The sequence below is a fragment of the Corynebacterium ureicelerivorans genome (assembly GCF_000747315.1).
In the GTDB taxonomy this organism is placed as follows: domain Bacteria; phylum Actinomycetota; class Actinomycetes; order Mycobacteriales; family Mycobacteriaceae; genus Corynebacterium; species Corynebacterium mucifaciens.
Window position 1 is genome coordinate 735,746 of sequence record NZ_CP009215.1, and the last position, 22,498, is coordinate 758,243.

At 66.8% G+C, this 22,498-nt stretch carries 21 protein-coding genes and 1 pseudogene; 9 read left to right on the forward strand and 13 right to left on the reverse strand.

Going from position 1 to position 22,498, the window contains the following annotated elements; translation table 11 throughout:
• Window positions 1–57 precede the first annotated feature (57 nt).
• A complete protein-coding gene (locus tag CUREI_RS03770; RefSeq protein WP_051952186.1) occupies window positions 58–1,125 on the forward strand; it encodes an HNH endonuclease signature motif containing protein in 1,068 nt (355 codons plus the stop codon).
• On the opposite strand, the gene CUREI_RS03775 is transcribed toward CUREI_RS03770, so the two are convergent.
• The 3 genes from CUREI_RS03775 to CUREI_RS03785 are packed head-to-tail and all read right to left on the reverse strand — an operon-like array spanning window position 1,122 to window position 5,184.
• A complete protein-coding gene (locus CUREI_RS03775; RefSeq protein ID WP_038610587.1) occupies window positions 1,122–2,876 on the reverse strand; it encodes an acetyl/propionyl/methylcrotonyl-CoA carboxylase subunit alpha in 1,755 nt (584 codons plus the stop codon). The two genes, CUREI_RS03770 and CUREI_RS03775, sit on opposite strands and share 4 nt — an antisense overlap.
• Window positions 2,877–2,878: 2 nt before the next feature.
• Window positions 2,879–4,432 (reverse strand): 5-oxoprolinase subunit B/C family protein, encoded by a 1,554-nt coding sequence (locus CUREI_RS03780; RefSeq protein ID WP_038610590.1) that lies wholly within the window; start codon window positions 4,430–4,432, stop codon window positions 2,879–2,881.
• Window positions 4,429–5,184, reverse strand: a complete 756-nt coding sequence (locus CUREI_RS03785) for a LamB/YcsF family protein (RefSeq protein WP_038610593.1) — start codon at window positions 5,182–5,184, stop codon at window positions 4,429–4,431. The genes CUREI_RS03780 and CUREI_RS03785 overlap by 4 nt, the downstream gene beginning before the upstream one ends.
• A gap of 93 nt (window positions 5,185–5,277) precedes the next feature.
• Here CUREI_RS03785 and ppk2 point away from each other — a divergent pair, with 93 nt between their 5' ends.
• Window positions 5,278–6,114, forward strand: a complete 837-nt coding sequence (gene ppk2 / locus CUREI_RS03790; protein WP_038610596.1) for a polyphosphate kinase 2 — start codon at window positions 5,278–5,280, stop codon at window positions 6,112–6,114.
• A 1-nt stretch (window position 6,115) separates the two neighbouring features.
• Here the strand turns inward: ppk2 and CUREI_RS03795 are convergent, their stop codons facing one another.
• Complete coding sequence (locus tag CUREI_RS03795; RefSeq protein ID WP_038610599.1) at window positions 6,116–6,682, reverse strand: DNA-3-methyladenine glycosylase; 567 nt, start codon at window positions 6,680–6,682, stop codon at window positions 6,116–6,118.
• Entirely contained in the window at window positions 6,679–7,455 is a 777-nt protein-coding gene (locus CUREI_RS03800; protein WP_038610603.1) for an HAD family hydrolase, read from the reverse strand. Before CUREI_RS03800 ends, CUREI_RS03795 begins: the two co-directional genes overlap by 4 nt.
• An 18-nt stretch (window positions 7,456–7,473) precedes the next feature.
• On the opposite strand from CUREI_RS03800, the gene CUREI_RS03805 reads away from it, so the two are divergent.
• Window positions 7,474–8,454 (forward strand): 3-hydroxyisobutyryl-CoA hydrolase, encoded by a 981-nt coding sequence (locus tag CUREI_RS03805; protein ID WP_038610606.1) that lies wholly within the window; start codon window positions 7,474–7,476, stop codon window positions 8,452–8,454.
• Here CUREI_RS03805 and CUREI_RS03810 read toward each other — a convergent pair.
• The gene (locus CUREI_RS03810) at window positions 8,446–10,023 is read right to left on the reverse strand and encodes a histidine-type phosphatase (RefSeq protein WP_051952187.1); all 1,578 of its coding nucleotides are present in this window, start codon (window positions 10,021–10,023) and stop codon (window positions 8,446–8,448) included. The two genes, CUREI_RS03805 and CUREI_RS03810, sit on opposite strands and share 9 nt — an antisense overlap.
• Window positions 10,024–10,214: 191 nt before the next feature.
• Between CUREI_RS03810 and CUREI_RS03815 the strand changes: the two genes are divergently transcribed.
• Window positions 10,215–11,654 (forward strand): glyceraldehyde-3-phosphate dehydrogenase, encoded by a 1,440-nt coding sequence (locus tag CUREI_RS03815; RefSeq protein WP_038610609.1) that lies wholly within the window; start codon window positions 10,215–10,217, stop codon window positions 11,652–11,654.
• Window positions 11,655–11,656: 2 nt separating this feature from the next.
• A complete protein-coding gene (locus tag CUREI_RS03820) occupies window positions 11,657–12,106 on the forward strand; it encodes a hypothetical protein (RefSeq protein ID WP_038610612.1) in 450 nt (149 codons plus the stop codon).
• Here the strand turns inward: CUREI_RS03820 and CUREI_RS03825 are convergent.
• Together CUREI_RS03825 and CUREI_RS03830 are read right to left on the reverse strand one after the other, a co-directional pair.
• Window positions 12,084–13,214, reverse strand: coding sequence for a glycosyltransferase family 4 protein (locus CUREI_RS03825; RefSeq protein ID WP_038610617.1), 1,131 nt, complete (start codon window positions 13,212–13,214; stop codon window positions 12,084–12,086). The genes CUREI_RS03820 and CUREI_RS03825 overlap by 23 nt on opposite strands.
• Window positions 13,215–14,411 carry an NAD-dependent epimerase/dehydratase family protein gene (locus tag CUREI_RS03830; RefSeq protein ID WP_038610620.1) on the reverse strand — a complete coding sequence of 399 codons (1,197 nt, stop codon included), beginning with the start codon at window positions 14,409–14,411 and terminating at the stop codon, window positions 13,215–13,217. It lies immediately after the preceding gene.
• A 217-nt stretch (window positions 14,412–14,628) separates the two neighbouring features.
• On the opposite strand from CUREI_RS03830, the pseudogene CUREI_RS12215 reads away from it, so the two are divergent.
• A pseudogene (locus CUREI_RS12215) lies at window positions 14,629–14,748 on the forward strand (NAD(P)-dependent alcohol dehydrogenase); the annotation flags it as partial.
• 62 nt (window positions 14,749–14,810) lie between these two features.
• Here the strand turns inward: CUREI_RS12215 and CUREI_RS03835 are convergent.
• Window positions 14,811–15,578 (reverse strand): hypothetical protein, encoded by a 768-nt coding sequence (locus CUREI_RS03835; protein WP_038610624.1) that lies wholly within the window; start codon window positions 15,576–15,578, stop codon window positions 14,811–14,813.
• 149 nt (window positions 15,579–15,727) lie between these two features.
• Here CUREI_RS03835 and CUREI_RS03840 point away from each other — a divergent pair, with 149 nt between their 5' ends.
• Window positions 15,728–16,087 carry a DUF2200 family protein gene (locus CUREI_RS03840; RefSeq protein WP_038610627.1) on the forward strand — a complete coding sequence of 120 codons (360 nt, stop codon included), beginning with the start codon at window positions 15,728–15,730 and terminating at the stop codon, window positions 16,085–16,087.
• Here the strand turns inward: CUREI_RS03840 and CUREI_RS03845 are convergent.
• The 3 genes from CUREI_RS03845 to CUREI_RS03855 all read right to left on the reverse strand — a co-directional run bounded on the left by CUREI_RS03845 (window position 16,084) and on the right by CUREI_RS03855 (window position 19,334).
• Entirely contained in the window at window positions 16,084–16,671 is a 588-nt protein-coding gene (locus CUREI_RS03845; protein ID WP_084768154.1) for a TetR/AcrR family transcriptional regulator, read from the reverse strand. The genes CUREI_RS03840 and CUREI_RS03845 overlap by 4 nt on opposite strands.
• 2 nt (window positions 16,672–16,673) lie before the next feature.
• Window positions 16,674–19,031 carry an MMPL family transporter gene (locus CUREI_RS03850; RefSeq protein ID WP_038610630.1) on the reverse strand — a complete coding sequence of 786 codons (2,358 nt, stop codon included), beginning with the start codon at window positions 19,029–19,031 and terminating at the stop codon, window positions 16,674–16,676.
• A 117-nt stretch (window positions 19,032–19,148) separates the two neighbouring features.
• Window positions 19,149–19,334, reverse strand: a complete 186-nt coding sequence (locus CUREI_RS03855; protein WP_144242408.1) for a hypothetical protein — start codon at window positions 19,332–19,334, stop codon at window positions 19,149–19,151.
• Between the two features lie 123 nt (window positions 19,335–19,457).
• Here CUREI_RS03855 and CUREI_RS03860 point away from each other — a divergent pair, with 123 nt between their 5' ends.
• The gene (locus CUREI_RS03860; protein WP_144242409.1) at window positions 19,458–20,963 is read left to right on the forward strand and encodes an SLC13 family permease; all 1,506 of its coding nucleotides are present in this window, start codon (window positions 19,458–19,460) and stop codon (window positions 20,961–20,963) included.
• Here the strand turns inward: CUREI_RS03860 and CUREI_RS03865 are convergent.
• Window positions 20,960–21,352 (reverse strand): hypothetical protein, encoded by a 393-nt coding sequence (locus CUREI_RS03865; RefSeq protein WP_038610648.1) that lies wholly within the window; start codon window positions 21,350–21,352, stop codon window positions 20,960–20,962. The genes CUREI_RS03860 and CUREI_RS03865 overlap by 4 nt on opposite strands.
• Before the next feature lie 27 nt (window positions 21,353–21,379).
• On the opposite strand from CUREI_RS03865, the gene CUREI_RS03870 reads away from it, so the two are divergent.
• Window positions 21,380–22,489 carry a YihY/virulence factor BrkB family protein gene (locus tag CUREI_RS03870; protein WP_038610651.1) on the forward strand — a complete coding sequence of 370 codons (1,110 nt, stop codon included), beginning with the start codon at window positions 21,380–21,382 and terminating at the stop codon, window positions 22,487–22,489.
• The last annotated feature ends 9 nt before the right edge of the window (window positions 22,490–22,498 follow it).

Sequence of the window (22,498 nt, forward strand, 5' to 3'; positions counted from 1 at the left end):
CCACAGGTTTGGGTTGAGGGGGTTGTGCCGCGGCGTTTGCTGGATAGTGTGCGGGGCATGAACCCGTTCGAGGCGTACATCGAGGCGCTGACCACCACGTCCATAGAGACGCTGCGGCACTTCAACCTCGATACCGCCCTTACCGCCGGCATGGCGCCACACCGGGCACGGGCATGGGCGGGCATGCAGGGCGTCTACTTCGGGGCGACAAAATTCACCCGCAAACAAGCCCTCGCGGCACACAAAGCCCGCGGGTTCTCGTTGGACGAACTCGCCCTGATCGAACGACGCATCAACGGCATCAACGACGCCGGCGAGCGGTGGCGGCTGCGCCTGGCACTGCTGGGCGTCACCGGCGGCTACCGCGCGATCGAACACGCCGCCCGGGAGCTAGTGCCAGCAGACACGACACCAACAAAGAAACAGGTTGCCTTCTCCGCCCCGAAAAACGGGCGAGCGCGCATCACCATTGACACCACTGACCGCAACGCCGCCGACCTAGAACACCGCCTCACACAAGAGGTAGACCCCACCAAACCCGCAGCCGAGCAGATGGAGGCAGCCTTCTGGAACATCGTGCGCGGTGACACCGGCGGCGTCGCCGCTGCCGCACCCCGGCCAATCGTGATCGTGCCCATCGACACACACGCGCGCATCTTGGCCGGTAACGGCGACGACGTGATACTCACCCTCACCGACGGCACCACCATGACCGGTGCCGAATACCTCGCCGCCGAATTCGGTGAGGCGTTAGGGGTCGCCGCCTTCCACCCAGAAACCGGGGCGGTCAACCTGTACCGGGCAAACCGCTTCGCCAACCAGAAACAACGCGACCTCGCCTCCATGGTGTCCCCGGTGTGCGCGTTCCCCGGCTGCCGCCATGGCGCCTACAGCTGCGAGATGCACCACGTACACCCCTGGAAACACGGCGGGGCGACCAACCTGGACAACCTCGCACCGCTATGCCGCTACCACAACCGCGTCAACGACGACGACCCGTGCACAACCACACGCGGCCGCATCGAAATGATCAGGGGCGCACCCTGGTGGGTATCCCCACACGGGCACCGCATGAAGAACACTCACCGCGGCGCCCTCGACCAGCTCTTCGGGACGCGCCCCTAAGAGATTGTCGCGATGGCGGCGTTGGCTTTGACGCGCTCGCCCTGCTGCGCGGCCAGCGAAATCTGGCCGTCGCGGGGGGCCTTGACCGAGGACTCCATCTTCATCGCCTCAATGGTGGCAATGGCGTCCCCCTTGGACACGATGTCGCCGTCCTCGACGAGCCACTCTACGATGGTCGCTTCGTAGTTCGTGGTCACCGCGCCCGCCGCCTCGCCGGACGGGGCTGCCGCCGCCGAGTCGTTGGACGCGCCGGCGCCGCCGCCAAGGAGCGCGACGGGGAAGCCGATGGTGTGCAGCTTGCCGTCGATTTCGATGACGACGTCGCGGCGCTCGTCGTAAATGTGCTCGATGTCCACGTCGTTGTGCTTCTGCGACGGGGAGTAGTTGTGGTCGACCCAATCGGTGTAGACGTCGAGGCTGTCGCCGGTGAGCTCCTGGGATTCCACCATGTCGCGGTGGAACGGCAGCACGGTGCGCACGCCCTCGATGTGGAACTCGGAAAGCGCCTGTTTCGCGCGGCGCAGTGCGGTCTCGCGGTCGGGGCCCCACACGACGAGTTTGCCCATCAGCGAGTCGTAGTACGGCGGGATCTGGCCGCCGGTGCGAACGCCGGTGTCGATGCGCACGCCCGGGCCGGTCGGCACGTCGAAGCGGGTGACGGTACCCGGGGACGGCGCGAAGCCGTTGGTGACGTCCTCGGCGTTGATGCGGAACTCGAACGCGTGCCCGCTTACCGACGGGTCGATTCCGTCGCCGCCGTGCGTGCCCTTCTCCTCGACGAAGGAGAGGGGGAGCCCGTCTGCGATGCGGAACTGCTCGGCGATGATGTCCACGCCGGTGATCGCCTCGGTGATGGGGTGCTCGACCTGGACGCGGGTGTTGACCTCCAAAAACGACACGGTGCCGTCTTCGGAGACGATGTACTCCACAGTGCCGGCGGACTGGTAGTTCGCCCTGCGGATGATCTCGCGGGCGCCCTCCTCAATGGCGGTGCGCTGCTGGTCGGTGAGGAACGGGGCGGGGGCTTCCTCGATGAGTTTTTGGAACCGGCGCTGGGTGGAGCAGTCGCGGGTGCCGAGGACGGCGACGTTGCCGTGGGCGTCGGCAAGCACCTGCGCCTCGACGTGGCGGGGGTGGGTGAGGAACTTCTCTACGTAGCACTCGCCGCGACCGAACGCCTCGCGCGCCTCGCGGCCGGCGGAGGCGAAACCTTCTTCGATGTCCGCTTCGTCGAAGACGACCTTCAGGCCGCGCCCGCCGCCGCCAAACGCGGCCTTGATGGCGATCGGCATGCCGTGTTCTTCGGCGAAGTCGCGCGCCTCCTCCCAGGTGGACAGGGGCTCGCCGGTGCCCGGTGCGAGCGGGGCGTCGGCCTCGACGGCCAGGGCACGAGCGGAAAGCTTGTCGCCGAGCAGCTCGATGGCGTCCGGCGAGGGCCCGATCCAGGTCAGGCCGGCCTGCTCGACGGTGCGGGCGAATTCGGCGTTTTCGGACAAGAAGCCGTAGCCGGGGTGCAGGCAGTCGGCGCCGGCGCGGTGGGCAATTTCGATGAGCCCCGGGATGTTCATGTACGTCTCGGCCGACGTTTTGCCTGGCAGGAGGTACGCCTCGTCAGCGACCTGCGTGTGCAGCGCGCCGGTGTCGGGCTCGGAGTAGACAGCGATGGAGCGGATGCCAAGGTCGCGGGCGGTGCGCGCGATGCGCACGGCGATCTCGCCGCGGTTGGCAATCAGGACAGCAGAAAGAGTCATCGTTAACCTTCCGGTGTGTAGCGCTCGAAGCGGAGTGTTCCGCCGGGCGGGAGTTGTGCGGCGATGTCGACGTCTTCGTTGATCACGGTGGCGATCACCGGGTACCCGCCGGTGACGGCGTGGTCGCGGAGGAAGAGCACGGGTTGGCCGTTCGGCGGGATCTGCACGGAGCCTGCCACCATGCCCTCGCTGGGCAGCTCGCCGTCGCGCGCGCGGGCCAGCGGAACGTTCGACTCGAGGCGCAGGCCCACGCGGTTGGAGTCGCCCGTGACAGTGAATGTGGTGGAGAAGAACTGCTCCACGGCCGCAGCGTCGAACCAGTCGTCGCGCGGCCCGAGGACGCAGCGCACCACGCCCGTGACACCCGCGCCGTCGCGCTCCACGCGCAGCGGGTTGGACAGCAGCGAGTTCGCGGACTGCGGCGGCGTGAGCGACATGGCGATCGTGTCGCCCGCGGCAAGCGGCTTCGGACCGAGCCCGGAGAGCATGTCGGTTGCGGCAGAGCCGAGCTCGGTGTCCGCAATCAACCCGCCGCGCACGGCGACGTAGGTGCGGAATCCGAGGCGTGCGGGCCCCACCACAACCTCCGCGCCGGCGGGCACGATGGTCGGGGTGGCCAGCGGCGCGGGTCGGCCGCCGACAGTGACCTCCGCGTCCGCGCCGGTGACGCAGATGACGGACTCCACCAGCGCGGTCATGGCCAACCCGCCGACGTTTTCCAGCAGCGTCGCGTTGCGCTTGTTGCCCACGGCCGCGTTGGCGGTGCGGGCGGACGCGCGGTCGGCGGACCCGGACGTGGTCACGCCCAAGTTTCCGTTGCCCTGGCGGCCGAGATCCTGGTACAGCGTTTGCAGGCCAGCATCATCCAGCGCGAACACTGGGCGCCGGGGCGGGGTGGACAGGTGCTTGCGCGCGGGCTGGGAATCCTCCGGCAGTGCCTCGACCGCCCGGTAGCGCACGCGGTCACCCGGCGCGACCAGCGCGGGTGGGGTAGCGGTGGAGTCCCACATCGGCGTGTTCGTGGTGCCGATGAGCTGCCAGCCGCCGGGTGAGGTGCGCGGGTAGACGGCGGAGAACTCGCCGGCGAGCGCGACGGCGCCAGCGGGCACGGCGGTGCGCGGCGAGTCGCGGCGGGGGATCACAAGCGCTCGGGACGCGTCGTCCGGCACGCAGTAGGTGAACCCGGGCGCGAACCCGCCGAAGGCGGCGACCCAGGTGGTGGAGGTGTGCCAGTCGATCAGCTCGTTGCGGGACATGCCGAGCGATGCTGCCAGCGCCTCCACGTCCTCCCCGTCGTAGCGCACGTCGATTTCGATGTCGCGCGGTGAGCCCAAGTCGGCGGTGTCGGGGGAGTAGTTGGCCAAAACGTCGATGGCGTTGGTGGTGGCAGTGGGCGAGTCGAAGGTGACTAATACCGTGCGCGCAGCCGCGACGACGTCGGTTTGGCGCGGCAGCGGGGTCGCAGACAGCGCGGCGTAGAAATCCATGACCGTCTGCAGGTCGGGAAGGTCGACGATAAGCGCGCGGGTGCCCACCCGTTTGATGGAAGCGCTCATAGGACGGCCTCGATGCGGATGCCTTCGTCGTGAAGCGTGCGCGCCACGCGCCGGGTCATCTCGACGGAGCCCGGCGAGTCGCCGTGGACGCAGACCGACTCGGCCCGGACCTTCACCTCGGTGCCGTCGATGGCGGTCACCGAGCCCGTGGCGGCGACCTGCAGCACTCGCTTAGCCACGTCCTCCGGGTCGCGCAATACCGCCCCCGGCTCGCGCCGCGACACGAGCGTGCCGTCGGGGTTGTAACCGCGGTCCGCGAACGCCTCGCGGATCACGCGCAGGCCCGCCCGCTCGGCGATGTCGACGGCGACGCCGCCGGGCAGGAGCATGACGGCCAGTTCGGGGCTGAATGCCGTGAGGCCGTCGATGACGGCCTTGGCGTGGGCCTCGTGGTGGACGATCGTGTTGTACAGCGCGCCGTGCGGCTTGACGTAGCGCACGGCAAGGCCGTGGACGCGGGCCAGCGCGTCGAGGGCGCCGATTTGGTAGAGCGTCTCGTCCGCGAGCTCGGCGGGCGTGTAGTCCATGAAGCGGCGGCCGAAGCCGACCGGGTCGCGGTAGGCCACGTGCGCGCCGATGGTCACGCCGTGGGCGGCGGCGTCGCGCAGGGTCGCGGCGATGGAATGGGGGTCGCCCGCGTGGAAGCCGGTGGCGACATTGGCGCTGGAGACCAGTTCCAGCATCGCTGCGTCGTCCGCCACCGGGTTGCCTGCGGTGGTCTCGCCGAGGTCAGCATTGAGGTCGATGTGCATGGCCTTAGTTATACAGCCCGCTATATGTGACCTGTTACTCCGACGGCCGGGCGCGGCCAGACCCGGCGGGTGCACGCGGGTACGGTTACGCTCATGAGCCACGACACGAAACCGCCGAAACTATCCAAGAAGGCCTACGAGAAGGAGCTTTTGCGCCTCCAGGCCGAACTGGTGGCCATGCAGCAGTGGGTGGTGGCGCGGGGGGAGCGCCTCGTCATTGTGATGGAGGGCCGAGACGCCGCCGGCAAGGGCTCCGCCATCAAGCGCATCACCCAGTACCTGAATCCGCGCACTTGCCGAGTTGAGGCGTTGCCGGCTCCCACCGAGCGCGAGCAGGGCCAGTGGTACTTCCAGCGCTACGTGGAGAAGTTGCCCTCCGCCGGCGAGATCGTCATCTTCGACCGGTCCTGGTACAACCGCGCCGGCGTGGAGCGCGTGATGGGCTTTGCCACTTCGCAGGAGTATCGGCGCTTCCTCCACCAGGCGCCCATCTTCGAGCGCCTCCTGGTCGAAGACGGCATCATGCTGCGGAAGTACTGGTTCTCCGTCTCGGACGAGGAGCAGTACAAGCGGTTCAAGTCACGCCGCGACGACCCGCTGCGGCAGTGGAAGCTCTCGCCGATGGACCTCGAGTCCATCACCAAGTGGGAGGAGTACTCTCGCGCGAAGGACGAGATGTTCGTGCACACCGACATCCCGTCGGCGCCGTGGTACACGGTGGAGAGCGAGGACAAGAAGCGCTCGCGCATCAACGTCATCTCGCACCTTTTGTCCACCGTCCCCTACGAGCACATCACTCCGGAGCTACCGGAGATCCCGGAGCGCCCCGAGATCACGGACTACGAGCGTCCGCCTCGCGACGAGTTCCGCTACGTGCCCGACGTCGCCGCCAAGCTGGAGCGCGGCCACAAGAAGAAGAAAAAGAAGTAGCCTATCGACGCTTCGGGCGCCCCCGCGGGCTGGAGACAGTCTTATCGCCCGGGATCCAAAACCGCAGCGGGGCGTCGGCGTTTTTGGAGATGCCGATGCGCGGGCCGGCCACCCAGTCCGGCTCCTCGTCGCGCTGGGTGAGCTGCACCGGGGTGCCGTTGTCCGGAAGTGTCAGCCCGAGCGCCTGACCGAGGTTGCCGGGGCCGCGCGCCAAGTTTTCAAACGCGATCGGGGCCCGCTCCGGGCGCTGCCTGCGCTCGCACGCGAGGTCCTCGCCAGCGACCACCTCGCCGCCGCGCATGAGGCAACCCTGGCCCTCGCCCTCCGGCGCGCACACGATGTTGCCGTTGTGGTGAATGCCGTAGGAGAAGTACACGTACAACCTGCCGGGAGGGCCGAACATTGCCGCGTTGCGCTCCGTTTTTCCCCGGTAGGTGTGCGCCGCCGAGTCGTTGGAGCCGAGGTAGGCCTCGACCTCGGTGAGGCGCACGCTCACCCCGTTATGCGTGATCACGCAGCCGAGCAGCTGCGGCGCGACGACGTCGGCGGTCTGGGAGAAATCGATCACTGAAGCCACTGTGCCAGCCTAACGACGACCCCGTGCTCCGCGTTCGTCCCCACCACCTCGTCAGCCACCGCCTTGAGGTCGGCGTGCGCGTTACCCATCGCCACGGCGTGCCCCGCAGCCTGCAGCATGCCGTAGTCGTTGAGGTAGTCGCCAAAAGCTGCGGTGTCGGCCATCGGCACGCCCAGCTCGCCGGCGAGTTCCACCAGCGCCTTGCCTTTGTCCGCTTCGGGGTGCATGAGGTCCAGCCAGTGTGCGCCGGACACCACCGCCCGCAGCTCGGGCACGAGTTCCTGCACCCACGGGTAGGCGTCCCGCTCGGCGTCGGATTCGACGTAGAGCGCGAGTTTGACGGTGGGGGTTGGACGCTCCCCTTCGAGCGCGGTGCGCGAGGCGTAGTACTTGTCCACCTCCGCGTCCACGAACGGCGGTAGCGCGGCGGTGGCGGCGACCTCGGGTGCGCACACCACGAGGTGGGCGGTAAAGGGGGCGTCCGGCAGTGCGGCGAGGAGGCGCTGCACTGGGGCGTCGGGGAGCGCTGTCGTGGACACCACGCGCCCGCCGTGCCACACCACTGCACCGTTTTCGGCGATGCATGTGTCGCAGCCGGGGAACATCGCCTGCAGCGTGGCCAGCTGGCGCCCGGATGCTGGGGCGATGGTCACCCCCTGGGCGCGGGCGCTGTCCAGTAGCCCCCAAAACTCGTCCGGCACCCGCCCCGATGGGTCGAGCAGCGTGCCGTCCATGTCCAATGCGATCAACCGAGGCGTCTGCATGTGCAACACTATGGCGGTATGAGCGAGTTTGTAACAACTGAGGTGCGAGGCACCACCGGCGTGATCGCGCTCGACCGCCCCAAAGCGTTGAACTCCTTGAATCCCGGGATGGCCCGCGTCATCGACGCCGCACTCGACGCGTGGCGCGACGACGACGCCGTCGAGCAGGTGGTCATCCACTCCACCGGCAAGCACTTCTGCTCCGGCGGCGATGTCCGCGCCGCCCGCGAGGGCATGCTCGACGGCCGCGAGGCCGAGGTGGACGCGTTTTTCGCCGACGAGTACGCCATGAACCTGAAGATCGCGAACTACCCCAAGCCCTACATCGCCCTGTGCAGCGGCGTGATTATGGGCGGCGGGATGGGCGTCTCCGCTCACGGCTCGCACATGGTGGTTACCGAGGACGCGTTCGCCTCCATGCCGGAGATGAACATCGGCTACATCACCGACGTGGGCATGTCGTGGCTGCTGCAGAACTTGCCGAAGGCGCCGTCGCAAAGCTTGGGCGCATTTCTGGGCCTGACCGGCTACCGCATGTCGCCGGACGACATGCTGGCCACCGGCCTGGCCACGCACAAGGTTGCAACGCTTGACGGGGTGCTCGACGGCATCGTCGCCCAGGGGCCGGGCTACGTGGACACCATCGCGCTGGGCGCGGGGGAGTCGGAGCTTCTGTCGCTTACCGACGACATCGATTCCGCCTTCCACGGACCCTGGGCCGAGATCCAGGAGCGATTAAGCGGGGAGCTGGCGGAGCTCGTCGAGCAGCTGACGGCGCAGGCCTCGCCCTCGTCGCTCGTGGCGGCCGCCGAGCTGTTTGCGGCCAACGTCGCGCAGGACCTGGCGGGCGCGCTAGACAACGAGCGGCGCTTGGGCGCGGTGATGCTGCGCGAGCCCGACTTCGCCGAAGGGGTGCGCGCGGTGCTGGTGGACAAGGACCACGCGCCGCGCTTCGCGCCGCAGCCCGACCCGGCGAAGTACCGCAGCGTCCTACGCTAGCGGCAGCAGCGGGGCGACGAGCTTCGCGCCCAGGCCCAGCAACTCCCACACGGCGAAGACGGCCGCGATCGCAGCGGCGATGACCTCCCGCGCCGACATTCCGGACGAGGCGAGGCGCGCCTGTGCGTGGTCGGACGTCGACCCGAGCGGCAGGCAGGCCTCCAGCTCGTCGAGCGTGTAGAACATCGAGCCGTCCTCGATGGGCACGCATCCGGCGTGGAACGGCACCTCGGCCTCGTTGTAGAGCATCCGCACGATCGTCTCGTCCTTGTCGTTTTGGAACGCGTCCCACTGGATGTTCGCCCCCATCGGCGAGACCGCATCGCCGCGCCACGGCGAGTTGGAGTAGTCCATCACCTCGTCGGCGGGAACACCCTGCTCGGAGCCCGGCAGCTTCAACAGCGCCGCCAACGGGATGATGGTTTCAGCGTGCCCGAACCGGTACTCCGCAGCCGTGGTCCCTCCCTCTGCCCGCTGGCGCACGCCGTCGAGCATGTGGTCGAGCAGCGGCTCAAAGTTGTCGTACGCGACCGTCTGCCCCGCAATGGCCGGGCCCTTCTCGTAGAAGTCCTCCACGTCGAGCAGGTACGCGAAGGTGGGCCCGGAAGCGTCGTCCATGTACTCGTCGAAAAACCAACCTTCCGCGGGCTTAGCTTCCTCCCGCTCCATGGCGGGGGAGATGATGTAGAGGTTGTAGAACTGCAGCGCCGCGTCGACGATGCCCTCGACCGTCTTGTCCGGGTTCTCGGTGCCGGTGAACTGCACGTTGCCCGAATCGATCGCCTCGATGAACTCCGGCGCGAAGATCTTGCGCAGCAGGCCTTCGGCGGCCTCGCGGGACGCAGGTTTGTCGTACGCCTGCTGCACCTTTTCCTTGAGCTCGTCGCTGTCTTTCCACTCGTTGTACCTCTTGTAGCTTTCGGCCTTCTTGTCCTTGTGGGCGTACAGCAGGTCCTGGCGGGTCGCGAGCTCCACGTGGCCGTCGGTGGTGCCGTACGCGAGGTTGTCTGTGAGCTCGTCGCGATCGTCGAGCAGGCCGTGACCGAAGGACCACCCGGATTCGGTTGCGCGGTCCTCGCCGGACGTCAGGAACGATACTGAGAGGTTGTCGCGTTCGATGGTGTCGAGCAGGGACGCGTTGCGCTCGGCGTTCCGCACCCCGATGCCACGCAGCTCTTCGCGTCCGAACGCGGTGAGGTTGCCGTAGCCGCCTTCGCCGGGACCGGTGAGGGCACGGTTCGCTTGGGTCATCGCCTCGACCTGGGGGATGAGGCGCTCGCCGAGCTCAGTGAGTTGACCGCGCTTTTTCGCCTCGGCGAGCATTTGAGCCGCCAGGTCGTCGTACTTGAAGCTGGACAGGCCGCGCGAACCGTGGCGGTTGACGCTACCGGTGTAGATCTGCTGGAAGCCGGCGGGTGCCGCGCTGTAGCTGTCGATCGTGGCGGCGGGGGAGTACGGCTGCTTCGTTGAGTAGTAGGTGGTATCTGCGGCGGCCGTCAGTGGCGCGGCTGCGACAGCAAGCACTGCGGCACTTACCGCAGCGATGCGGCGACGGGATTTGGTGGACACGGGAAGACTCCTAAAAACACAGGTGAGAAGGGGCAAACCGCATGCTAATCGCGGAAGGTGAACGGCAAATAAATGCACAGCGGGAACCGTTACCCGCGCGCTGGAACCAGCCGCTAAGGTAAGGGGGCGATTCCGGGCGAAGAAATTGCCCCCGATTCCCACATGCTGAAGGAGCGACGTTGACCGAAACGATGAACCCCAGGGACGAATGGAACCACAAGCTCACCCTGGCCCAGGAGATGCTGCCGCTGATCAGCCGTCTGCACCGCGAGCACAACGCCGTCACGTCGGTCTACGGCCGCCTGCTCGTGGGTGTCACCGACATCGACATCATCAAGGCGCACCGCTACGCCCGCCGCATCGACGAAAAGGAGCTCGCGCTCGACGAGACGTTGCCGATCCTGCGCGAGCTCGTGGAGATGGATCTGGGCACCGCGTCCATCGACCTCGGCCGCCTGGCCAAGGAGTTCAAGCACTCCGAGGAGCAGGATCTGCGCGCGTTCTTGGACCGCGAGCTTGCCGACGTCATCGGCACCTCCTCGGAGCTCGAAGCCCGCGACGTCGTGCTCTACGGCTTCGGACGCATCGGCCGCCTGCTGGCCCGGATCCTCATCGCGCGCGAAGCGATGTACGGGGGCGTGCGCCTGCGTGCGGTGGTGGTGCGCAAGAAGGGCGACATCGACATCGTCAAGCGCGCGTCGCTGCTGCGCCGCGACTCGGTGCACGGGCCGTTCAACGGCACCATCACCGTCGACGAGGACAACGAGATCATCTGGGCTAACGGCACCCCGATCCAGATGATCTACGCCAACGACCCGTCCGAGATCGACTACACCGCTTACGGCATCAACAACGCCATCGTGGTGGACAACACCGGCGCCTGGCGCAACCGCGAAGGCCTGTCCAAGCACCTCGAGTCCAAGGGCGTGGACCGGGTCCTGCTCACCGCGCCGGGCAAGGGCGACATCCCGAACATCGTCTACGGCATCAACGAGCACATGATCGGTGAGGAGCGCGTCCTGTCCGCCGCGTCCTGCACCACCAACGGCATCACCCCGGTGCTGAAGGTGATCAACGACCGCTATGGCGTCACGCACGGCCACGTGGAGACCGTCCACTCCTACACCAACGACCAGAACCTGGCCGACAACTTCCACAAGGGCGACCGCCGCGGCCGCGCCGCCGGCCTGAACATGGTGCTCACCGAAACCGGCGCCGCAAAGGCCGTGTCTAAGGCCCTTCCGGAGTTCGAGGGCAAGCTCACCGGCAACGCTATCCGCGTGCCCACGCCGGACGTGTCCATGGCGGTGCTCAACCTCGAGCTGGAGCAGGAAGTGGACAAGGACGAGGTGAACAGCTTCCTGCGCCGCGTGTCCACGCACTCCAACCTGCGGCAGCAGATCGACTACGTCAACTCCCCGGAGGTCGTCTCCACCGACCTGCTCGGCACCACCCACGCGTCTGTGGTGGACGGCCTGGCCACGATCGCGTCCGGCAACCACCTCGTGCTCTACGTCTGGTACGACAACGAGTACGGCTACTCCCACCAGGTGGTCCGCGTGGTCGAGGACATCGCCGGTGTGCGCCCGCGCGTGTTCCCGGAGCGCAAGGACCCGGCTGAGATCCAGTAGCCATGGGTGCGTTGCGTAAGTTCAGCCTCGCCGCCGCCAGCGTGTTAGTGCTGGCTGGCTGCGGCGAGCACGGCACCGAGATGGGGCTAGAGGACGCCGCGCTCGCCGGGGATTTCACCGTGGCGGACGTGGCGGGACCGGACGTGGAGCGCGCCTACGTGTTCTGCCCGTACACGGACAAGGCCGAAGCGCAGCGTCTCGGCTTCGACCCGGACGACGTGCCCGGCATCGACGACAACTCCCAGGCCTGGGAGACCGCCTCCGGCATCGGCGTGATCGCCGGCGACCGCGCGGAGATCGAGTGGTTCGACCCACGCGAGGTGGACGCCTGCGGGCCGGGGGTGGAGCCGTACCAGGAGATCGGTCCGGCGGCGACGGTGCACACGGCGACGGAATCCCGCGAGTTCGCGGACGGCGAGACCGCCGAGGTCACCGTCCTGCGCTTCGAATGACCTCGTCGTAGTAGCCCAGCACCGTTTCCGTGGAGGCGCGCCACGTCCAGCGCTCGGCCTCGGCGCGACCGGCGGCGGCCATGCGCTCGCGCAGCTCCGGCTGCGTCAAAATACGCTCGATCGGGTCGGCCCACGCGGTATCGGACGCCCCCGGGTCAACCAGCACGCCGGTTTCTCCGTCCGCCACCACAAACGGCAACCCGCCGGCCTTCGCCGCCACCACCGGCACACCGGACGCAAATGCTTCCAGCGCGGCAAAGCCCAAAGTCTCCGTGGTGGAGGGAAACAACAGCACATCGCCCGACGCGTAGGCCGCATGCAGGTCCGCGCCGGACAAGTACCCGGTGAAGGTGGCCCAGTCGGGCGGGTTGGAGCGGAGCTCGTCGTAAAGCGGGCCCTCGCCCACAATGGCCAGGCGCGCGCTGGGAAGGCGTTGGCGCACCGCGTCGACGATGGGGACGCAGCGGCCCACGGATTTCTCGGCCGAAACGCGGCCGACGAAGAGGACGAGGGGGTCGTCCGGGTGCCCGCCGGTGAGCAGACTGCGCATCTCGCTCGTGCGGGCGGCGGGGTTGAAGTCGTCCGTGTCTACAGCCTTCGGCCACAGGCGCACGCCGCCGATGCCGTATTCGGCGGCCTTGTCCATCATCGGGCCCGAGGTCACCATGTTGATGGCGGCGCGGCCGTGAAAGGTGCGAAGGCCCCACTCGGCGATCGGCTTCACCCACGGGATGCCCAGCTTCAGGCAGTACTCCGGCACGTCCGTGTGAAACGACGCGATGACAGGAAAGCGGCGCGCTACCACGAGCGTGGACCAGCCGGCCGTCCAAATCGGGTTGACCGCATGGACGATGTCGGGGTCGAACTCGCGGAGGCGTCGAAACGCACGCGGCCCCATCATGCCGTGCATGACCTCGGGGTAGACCTTCAGGCTGCGCGACGGGATGGGCACGACCTCGAAGCCCGCGTAGTGCTCCGGCGGGTTGCCGGGGGCGAAGACGAGGACCTCGTGGCCGAGTTCCGCCAGCTGGTCGAGGTGGCGGGTGGTGCGGGTGACCACCCCGTCGATTTTGGGCAGGAAGACCTCGGTGAGCAGCGCGATACGCATCTACTTCTGGCCCTGCGGAACGCCCTCGGATTGCTGCGCCGTCCACAGCGAGCGCGCCGGGATCTTCGAGCGGTCCGCCCGGTCGGCGTACTTCTTCGCCACCTCCTCGACCTCTACAAGCAGGCCCTCTTCCAGCTTGGTCGGCTCGAGGCCCAGATCAAGGAACGCGTCGTTGACCACGTGCAGCTCGTTTTCCGCCGACTCGTTGCGCGGGTTCGGCACCATCTGCACCTGCGCGCCGGTGATGCGGCCGATGAGCTCGGCGAGGTCGCGCACGCGGTGCGTCTCGGTCATCTGGTTGAAAATCTTCACCCGCTCGCCGCGCGCCGGCGGGTTTTCCACGGCCAGCTGGATGCAGCGGGCCATGTCGCGGATGTGAATGAACGCGCGCGTCTGGCCGCCGGTGCCGTGCACGGTGAGGGGGTAGCCGATCGCGGCCTGCATGAGGAAGCGGTTGAGCACGGTGCCGTAGTCGCCGTCGTAGTCGAAGCGGTTGACTAGGCGCTCGTCGCGCAGCGTCTGCGGGGTGTTGGTGCCCCAGATGATGCCCTGGTGCAGGTCCGTGATGCGCAGCTCGTCGTTCTTGGCGTAGTAGGCGAACAGGTGCTGGTCCAGCACCTTCGTCATGTGGTAAATCGAGCCGGGGTTGGTGGGGTAGAGGATCTGCTGCTCAACCGTGCCGTACTCGCCCGCGTCGACCTGCACGTCCAGGTAGCCTTCCGGGATCTTCATGCCGGCGGTGCCGTAGCCGTACACGCCCATCGTGCCCAGGTGCACGACGTGGATGTCCTGGCCGGTCTCCACGATCGCGGCCAGCAGGTTGTGCGTGGCGTTGACGTTGTTGTCCACGGTGTAGCGCTTGTGCGCGGGGCTTTTCATCGAGTACGGCGCAGCGCGCTGCTCTGCGAAGTGGATCACCGTGTCCGGCTGGAACCGCTGGAGGAGGGCCAGCAGCGCGTCGTAATCCTGCGCCACGTCGATGTTTGCAAAGCCGATCTCGTTGCCGGAGACCTCGCGCCAGGCGGCGAGGCGCTCGTCGATAGGCGCGATCGGCGTCAACGAATCCGCACGGAGCTCCTCGTCGATCCGACGGCGCGACAGGTTGTCCACGATGACGACCTCGTGTCCGAGATCAGAAAGGTGGAGGGAGGCAGGCCAGCCGCAGAAACCGTCGCCGCCCAAAACCGCAATTTTCACTGATACTCGCCTTTCTTCAAACGCATTTCCGCGTAGGTTACCGCTGTCTGAGATGCGTCGCTGGGCAAAGCCCGGGACAGCCACCCCCAGGCTGCATACGAACGAGGTGGCAGATTGCCTCTCGACGACCAAAGGAGCCCCCATGAAGGCCATCAACGTTTCCCGAACCCGCTCTGCGCGCCGGCGTCCACGCTCGGCCACGAGGTAGCCGGCTGGGCCGGTGCAGGCCTCCGCCCTCGCCGACGATGGGCTGACCCCGTACCACGCGATCAAGCTGGCGCTGCCGAAGCTGAATACGGCAGGCTCCGCGGCGCTCGTGATCGGCCTGGGCACGCTCCCGGAGCTGCTCGACGGGCAGGTGTCCGGCCGCGCGATTATCGTGCCCTGATCACGGGTGCTTTACGACGCCCGCTCCGCCCACCACCGCTGCAGATACTCCAACGCCTGATCGATGGCGTGGTGGGGGTCCACCGCCTCCACGGAGGGCAGCCCCTCCGAGCGGAACTGCGGCCCCAAGTTCGTGAACGGGCTGATCGTGCGCTCGGCGTGGATGGATGCCAAGATGTCGTTCATCCTGCGGGCCACCAAGTGCTTTTGGGCGCGGTTGAACGTGGGCGGGGCGAACGGGTTGTCGTCGATAAGCATGTGCCCCGACAAGCGCCCAACCCGCGGGTCGAATGCGAACACCGCGACCGGGAACGCGAAGTCGGAGGCGAGGTTCGGCCGGAACTCGATGCAGAACGTGGTGTAGAGCGCGCTGTCTTGCGAGTCCTGCACCATGGCCAGCGTCGCGGTGGACATGTCTTCCGCCTGGAACGTGGCGCCGCGCTTGAGGGCGAACGCCGGGTCCTGCGGCTCAACCACCTGCACGGTGCTGTCGTCTTCAGCAACGAGCACGCGCCCTAGCTCAGCCGCGACATAGGCGGCGTCCTCGGCCGAGTACCAGCCCGGCGCCTGCGGGCTGCCGGGTTGCAGCATGGCAATTTCAACTTCGTGCGTGCGCAGATCGTGGACGATCACGCAGACGCGCACGCCGTTGTCGATGACGTACTCGCTGTCGAGTTCGTAGGCGACGTCGTCCTCGTCGTAGTCGAAATCCTCGATAAGGTCTGCGGCCTCCTGGTCGTACGTGTCCAGGTAGTACAGCTCATAGGTGGTAAAGGTCATTGCTCGTCCCCCCCCAGGGTGTTGTCCGGGAGCCCCCTGCTCCCGCGTATCTGCGACAGTAAAGCGCCCACCCGCCGCGCTCAAGCGTGAGCGCGTACACGTCAATGCGCATCGGCGGCGGGACCGGGGGAGGGGATAGGCTTGCCGCCATGGATGAACAGGCGAAACTCGTGCGCGTCTTCAACTACCAGTTCGGCGACATTTACAGCAACTACCTGGCAAAAGTGGAGCGCAAAGGGCACTCCCGTGAGGAGCTCGACGACGTTTTGGGCTGGTTTACCGGCCTCGACGCGGCGGCGCTGCAGCAGGCTGCGAACTCGGAGCTGACGCTGCGCGATTTTTTCGGCACCGTCACGCTCACCACCGACGCCGAGCTGATCACCGGCAAGGTGTGCGGGGTGCGCGTCGAAGAGGTTGACGACGATCTCATGCGCTCCATCCGCCAGATGGATCTGCTTGTCGACGAGCTGGCCCGCGGCAAGAAGATCGCCAACATCAAACGCGGCTAGCGCATGTCGCGCAGCACCTCGAATGCCCGGCGAACCAGGGCCCGCCCCGCATCGGGGTCGCGGGGCTCGGGCAGCGCGAGGTACGCCTTGACCGCGGTAGCCCCCGCGATGCCGTACGCGTTGAGCAGCACCTCGGCGTCAAACGGCGTGGCCCCGGGGGTGCGGCCCCGAACGCTCGCCACGAGCGGCTCCGCGATTTCGCGCACGGTCTCCTCCGCAGGCGGCGCGGCGGCTTCTACGCGGGCTCGGTCCCCGAGGAGCACGAGTGTGGAGGCGGAGTACAGCTCGAAGCCGTCCTCGTTGAGCGCGTCGATGATGATCGCCTCGATCGCTTCCGCCACGGAAAGCTCCGCCGGTAGCGCTGCCAGCTGCTCAGCGATGGCGGAGAACACCTTGCGCAGGAATGCCTCCAGTGCCTCGTCGATGTCCGCGAAGTAATTGTGGAAGGTTCTGGTAGACACGCCTGCGCGCTCCGAGACCCGTGCGACGGTGGTGGCGGCCGTGCCCTCTTCAAGCAGCAAGGCCGCGGTTGCCTCCGAGATCGCGCACCGGGTCGCCGCCTTTTTCTCTTCGCGCAGACTCATGGCTACACCGTAACTGGCTCGGTCGTCTGCGAATGCCCGCGGTGGAGCTTCTCCCCCTCGATGTCCAGGTTCGGCAGCGCCTTATCTAGCCACCCCGGAATCTTCCAGGCACGGTCGCCCAGCAGGTACATGGTGGCGGGGATGAGCGTCATGCGCACCGCGAATGCGTCGATGAGCACGCCGGCCGCGAGTGCGAAGCCCATGGCCTTGATGAACGGCTCGTCCATGAGGACGAACGCGGCGAACACCGAGATCATGATCAGCGCGGCCGCGGTGACCACGCGGGCACCGTGTTTGAAGCCGTTGGCCACCGCGTTGCCGGCGGTCTTGCCGCGGGAGACGTAGCCTTCGCGCATGCGCGTGACCAGGAACACCTGGTAATCCATGGCCAGGCCGAAGGTCAGGCCGATGAGCATGATGGGCAAGAAGGACAACAGCGGCTGCGGGTCCTCGATAAGCCCGAACATGCCCTCCTGGAAGATCGCCACGGTCACGCCGAACGTTGCCGCCATGGACAGGCCGAAGCCCAGCGCGGCGATGAGCGGCACCCAGATGGAGCGGAACACCAGCATGAGCACGATGAACGCGAGCCCCAGGACGATCGCGATGTACGGAACGAGCACGTCGGAAAGCATCTGCGAGATGTCGTCGAAGATTGGTGTGATGCCGGTGATGCCGAACGTGGCGCCGGTTTCGTCTTCGAACGGTTGCTTGAACTCGCGCAGGCGCTCCATCGTGTCCGTGGTGGCCTGGTCGGTGGCGCCGGAATCCGGCGTGATCAGGATTTGGGCGGCGTCGAAGTTGTCCGTGGTGCGCACGATCTGCGCGTTGACCACGCCTTCCGTGCTAGCGAAGTCCTGTAGCAGCGCTTGGTAGGAGCCCATGCGGTCCTGCTCGGCCACGTCGGCGGCGTCCACGTACGCGATCATCGGTGCGTTGCGGCCGGGGCCGAAGGCGTCGTTCACGATCTCGTACGCCTCACGCTGCGGGGAGCCCAGCTTCGCGGTGCCGTCGGTCGGCATCGCCAAGCGCAGGTTCGCGGCAGGGATGGCGAGGATGCCAAGCAGCACGACACCGGCGATGAGGTTCAGCCACGGACGGGCGCGGATCTGGCGCGCCCACAGCAGGCCCATGGTCGGCTTCTCGTCCTCGGGGTCGGGGACTCTCGGGCCCGGGATGCGGATAGCGAATGCCCGGGTGCCCAGCAAACCAAGCAGCGAGGGGAGGAAGGTGAGCGCAACAAGCACGGCGATCGCGACGGTCGCAGCCGCGGCGAGCGCCATGGTGGTTAGGAACGGAATGCGGATGATCGACAACGCGGCAAGCGCGATGAGCACCGTCGTGCCCGCGAAGACCACAGAGCCACCCGCTGTGCCGAGCGCCATACCCATGGCGTGGGCACGCTGCTCCTTGTCCATCTTCTTCAATGCCTGCGCCAGCTCCTTCGGCGACAGGTTGTTCAGGCCGGAGGAGGAGATCAGCTCGTTGCGGAAGCGGGCCACGATGAACAGGGAGTAGTCGATGCCCACGGCGAGGCCGATCATGGACGCGAGCGTCGGCGTCATGTCGGAGATCGAGTCGGTGAACAGCGTGCCCATCTGCACGCCGAGGATGCCCACGCCCACGCCGATGATGGCGGCGATCAGCGGCAGGCCAGCGGCGACCAGGGAGCCGAAGGTGACCAGCAGCACGATCGCGGCAACGGCCATACCGATGATTTCCGAGGTGCCGTTCATTTCGCCGGCACCGCTGAACGCGTTGCCGCTGTATTTCACGGTGAGATCGGTGGCGTCGTAACGCTCGAGGATGCTTTCGACGTCGCCGAGGGTCTCCTCGGGGATGTCCATGATGTTGTCCTCGGTGAACGTGACGGACACGGTTCCGGTGCGCCCGTCGGGGCTCAGCGGCGACAGTGCAGCGAGGTCAGCGTCGATCTGCTCCTGCGGCATGCCCTGCGCAGCCTTGGCTTCACCCATCTGCTGCGCCATGCCGGCGGCGGCGAGTACGGGGTTGACAATCGCCTCGGGCTCGCGGAAGTCGCCGGTGGCTTTGAGTTCGTCGAGCATGGCATCGACCTCGGCCATCACCTGCGGGTCTTGGAGCGTTGTCCCCTCCGGCGCCTGGATCACGACGGTGCCGCTGGGCACGCTCATCGCGTCCTCGTCGCTGCCGAAGCGCTCGTTCATCTCCTCCTGCGTCACGGTGGAGTCCATGTCCGGCATGGAGAACGTCGGGCTGGGGGATTTTGCAAAATTCACGGCGCCGAAACCGAGGGCGCCCAAAAGGATTAACCAGACGGCCAAAAACGGCCACACTTTTTTGTATGACCAGCTGCCTAGCCGGTAAAGAAATTCAGACATGTTGCACACGATATGCAAACTTGCATAACGCGTGCAACATGTCGCTGATAGAAAAAGGGAGGCGCGGCGCCTCCCCGGAAGCGTCTGCGACGCGGCGGTGCCGAATTAGGTGCCGAATTAGAGGAGCAACGAGACGACGCGGACGATCGAATCCCACAGCCCCACCACCGAGTAGCTGAGGTCGCGCAGTGAGTCCTGCCAGGACTGGGGGAGGAAGTTGTTGACAAAGTCGGTCGTCAACACGATGCGCAGATCCTCTGCGCCGTGGTGCATGTTGTAGGTCAGCTGAGAGCTCAGATTCATGCCCACGATGGTACGCCGACCCGGTGCTCGGCCCGGCGAAAACCGTACGCATATTCCATTTTGCAGGGGTTATAGGCCGGGTTATGGTCGGTAGTAGGACAATCGAATCAGAGGAGGAGCATCGTGACCTCGCCAGCCTCGCCCACGGCGGCCACTCACCAGAAACCAGCGGAGACCGAGCACGCCACCGGCAAGGTCGTCGCGTTCATCGCGGCCTTCGCCGCGTTGGCCGCGGTCGTGCTCATCCCGATCGGCGGGCTGGCCATGCCGGCGAAAATCGCGTTGGGCATGCTGGCGTTCGCTGTGATCATGTGGGTGACCGAGGCCGTCACCTACCCTGTCAGCGCGGTGATGATCGTGGGGCTGATCGCGATCATGCTCACCTTCGCAACGGACCCCGAGACGGGGGAGGCTGTCGGGGCGTCGCAAGGCCTGAGCACCGCAATGAGCGGCTTTTCCTCGTCCGCCGTTGCCCTCGTTGCGGCGGCGCTGGCGCTGGCCACAGCCATGCAGGCGACGGGGCTGCACCGCAGGCTCGCACTCTACGTGCTGAAGCTGGCGGGGGAGAAGGTCTCCAACATCGTCATCGGCGCGATTGTCATCTCGATCATTCTGGCCTTTTTCGTCCCGTCCGCTACCGCGCGCGCCGGCGCGGTGGTGCCGATCCTCATGGGCATGGTGGCCGCGTTCGGCCTGGAAAAAGAATCGAAACTCGCCGCGCTCCTGGTCATCACCGCGACGCAGGCCGTGTCCATCTGGAACGTGGGTATTAAGACGGCTGCGGCGCAAAACCTCGTGGCCGTCGGCTTCATCGAAGACCAGCTGGGCCAGACCGTGTCGTGGGGTCAGTGGTTCCTCTGGGCGGCACCGTGGTCGGTGCTCATGTCCGTCGCGCTGTACTTCATCATGCGCTGGGTGATTAAACCGGAGACCGACGCGATTGCGGGCGGGCGTGAGCTCGTCGAGAAGCAGCTTGCGGACATGGGGCCCATGACTGGCGCGGAAAAGCGACTCACCGCGGTCGCCGTCGCGCTGCTGCTGTTTTGGGCCACCGAGGGCCTGCTGCACCCGATCAGTTCCGCGACCATCACCATCGTTGCCGTCGGCATCATGCTCACGCCCCGCATCGGCGTGATGGATTGGAAGTACGCGCAGGAACACATCAACTGGGGCACCCTCGTGGTGTTCGCGGCCGGTATTTCGCTGGGCAAGTTCCTGCTGGATACTGGCGCGGCGTCCTGGCTGTCGGAATCCACCTTTGGCGCCATCGGTCTCGCCTCCATGCCGATCCTGGCGGCGATCGCGCTGGTGAGCCTGTTCAATATCCTGATCCACCTGGGATTCGCATCGGCGACCTCGCTGGCGTCCGCGCTCATCCCGGTGTTCATCGCGCTCGCGGCAACCTTGGATGCGCCGAACGGCGGTATCGGGTTTGTGATCATCCAGCAGTTCGTCATCTGCTTCGGCTTCCTGCTGCCGGTCTCCGCCCCGCAAAACATGCTCGCCTACGGCACGGGCGCGTTTACGTCCAAGCAGTTCCTGCGCACGGGTATCCCGCTGACAGTCGTGGGCTACCTGCTGATCCTCATTCTTTCGGCAACGTACTGGAGTTGGATCGGGCTGGTCTAAACCAGGATGAGGCCCAGGTGCAGCGCGTGCAGCTCGTGTTCGCCTGGGCCTTTCGGCAGCGCGGCGATCTCGTCCGCCGTGGCCGGGGTGACGGGAATGATCCATCCGAGCTTCGGGTCCAGCACCGGCACAGAATCGCGGCCCACCGGCACAAACGTCACGTCGCGCGCCCCCGGGTGCCGCAGCTGCACAGCGTCGCCGGTGGCGAGGAAATCGAGCGCGTCCGCCGACGTGGTCACAATCACCATCTTCTCCTCCGTGTCCGGGGAGAGTTTCGCGGTGTGCACCTGCAGCCTCTCCACGTCCAACGGTGTGAACCGATCCGGCACATCCACGAGGGGAGTGTGCCCGAGGCCGAGCAGCTGACGCGCGCGACTGAGAAGTCCCATGGTGGGCGAGTGTATAAGCTGCCGGACATGGCAGAAAACGGCACGACGTACCGCGCAGAGCTGATCATGCCGTACGGCACCGGAGACGTGGTGGTCACCCCGCACGACTACGAGTCCCCGCTTCGGCGCGACAACCGGCTGACCAAGGCGGGTTGGCGGTCGGTGCTGCGGCGCATCGTCACCGACTTCTCCAATGACGGCGTGGTCGACCGCGCAGCGGCCATGACTTACTACTCCCTGCTATCCGTCGCGCCGATGCTCCTCGCCGCGTACTCCATGTTCAGCCTGCTCATGCCGCGCAAGGAGGACGCGCCCGACTCGCTTCTGGCGGACCTCATCCAGACCTACGTGCCGCCGGAGCTGCAGGATGACGCGCTGAGGTTGCTGCTCACGATTGTCGGAACGCCGTCGCAAAGCACGATCGCGCTGGTGGTTTCGGGGGTGTTCTCGCTCTGGTCGGCCTCGGGGTACGTGCGCTCGTTCTCGCGCACTGCGAACCTGATGTACGGGCGCACCGAAGGGCGTCCGATCGCCGTGACGTGGATAACGATGTGGCTGGTCACCCTCGTGCTGGTGGTCGGCGCGGTGGTGATCATCCTGGGGGCGTTGCTTACCGACGGCATCGTGACCGCCGTGCTCGGCCCGGTCGCCCGCCCGCTGCAGCTAGAGAGCGAGCTGGAATACCTCACCTCGATCTTCCTGCCCGTGTGGGACTACCTCCGCGGACCGGTCATCGCGGTGGTGGCGGTGGCGCTGGTCAGCGTGCTGTACCACTTCACCCCGAATGTGCGCCCCGGGCGCTTCCGAGTGCTCACCCTCGGCTCCACACTGGCGCTCGCGACGGCGAGTGCGCTCTGGGTCGGTTTCGGCTGGTACCTGCGCTACGTCGGCGTGCGCAGCACGTACGGGGCGTTCGGAACCGTCTTGGCGGTGCTGGTGCTGGTGTGGGCCATGAACGTCGTGCTGCTCATGGGGGTGAAGGTCGATGCCGAGGTGCTGCGGGCAAAGGAGCTGCAGGCTGGGTTCGACTCGCGCCGGTGCATCCAGGCACCGCCGCGGTCCAACAGCGGCGCGGCCTGGCGGCTGCAGATGCGGCGGTGGACCGACCGCGCGGGCGAAGAAATCCTGGACGGCTGATCAGCTCAG

Coding starts and splice junctions, on each gene's coding strand:
- CUREI_RS03825 (WP_038610617.1), bottom strand. CDS start 13,214: ATGCGTATCGCGCTGCTCACCGAGGTCTTCCTGCCCAAAATCGACGGG.
- ppk2 (WP_038610596.1), top strand. CDS start 5,278: ATGAGCCACGACACGAAACCGCCGAAACTATCCAAGAAGGCCTACGAG.
- CUREI_RS03855 (WP_144242408.1), bottom strand. CDS start 19,334: ATGAATCTGAGCTCTCAGCTGACCTACAACATGCACCACGGCGCAGAG.
- CUREI_RS03775 (WP_038610587.1), bottom strand. CDS start 2,876: ATGACTCTTTCTGCTGTCCTGATTGCCAACCGCGGCGAGATCGCCGTG.
- CUREI_RS03840 (WP_038610627.1), top strand. CDS start 15,728: ATGGATGAACAGGCGAAACTCGTGCGCGTCTTCAACTACCAGTTCGGC.
- CUREI_RS03820 (WP_038610612.1), top strand. CDS start 11,657: ATGGGTGCGTTGCGTAAGTTCAGCCTCGCCGCCGCCAGCGTGTTAGTG.
- CUREI_RS03845 (WP_084768154.1), bottom strand. CDS start 16,671: ATGAGTCTGCGCGAAGAGAAAAAGGCGGCGACCCGGTGCGCGATCTCG.
- CUREI_RS03770 (WP_051952186.1), top strand. CDS start 58: ATGAACCCGTTCGAGGCGTACATCGAGGCGCTGACCACCACGTCCATA.
- CUREI_RS03785 (WP_038610593.1), bottom strand. CDS start 5,184: ATGCACATCGACCTCAATGCTGACCTCGGCGAGACCACCGCAGGCAAC.
- CUREI_RS03850 (WP_038610630.1), bottom strand. CDS start 19,031: ATGTCTGAATTTCTTTACCGGCTAGGCAGCTGGTCATACAAAAAAGTG.
- CUREI_RS03870 (WP_038610651.1), top strand. CDS start 21,380: ATGGCAGAAAACGGCACGACGTACCGCGCAGAGCTGATCATGCCGTAC.
- CUREI_RS03815 (WP_038610609.1), top strand. CDS start 10,215: ATGAACCCCAGGGACGAATGGAACCACAAGCTCACCCTGGCCCAGGAG.
- CUREI_RS03805 (WP_038610606.1), top strand. CDS start 7,474: ATGAGCGAGTTTGTAACAACTGAGGTGCGAGGCACCACCGGCGTGATC.
- CUREI_RS03865 (WP_038610648.1), bottom strand. CDS start 21,352: ATGGGACTTCTCAGTCGCGCGCGTCAGCTGCTCGGCCTCGGGCACACT.
- CUREI_RS03800 (WP_038610603.1), bottom strand. CDS start 7,455: ATGCAGACGCCTCGGTTGATCGCATTGGACATGGACGGCACGCTGCTC.
- CUREI_RS03780 (WP_038610590.1), bottom strand. CDS start 4,432: ATGAGCGCTTCCATCAAACGGGTGGGCACCCGCGCGCTTATCGTCGAC.
- CUREI_RS03835 (WP_038610624.1), bottom strand. CDS start 15,578: ATGACCTTTACCACCTATGAGCTGTACTACCTGGACACGTACGACCAG.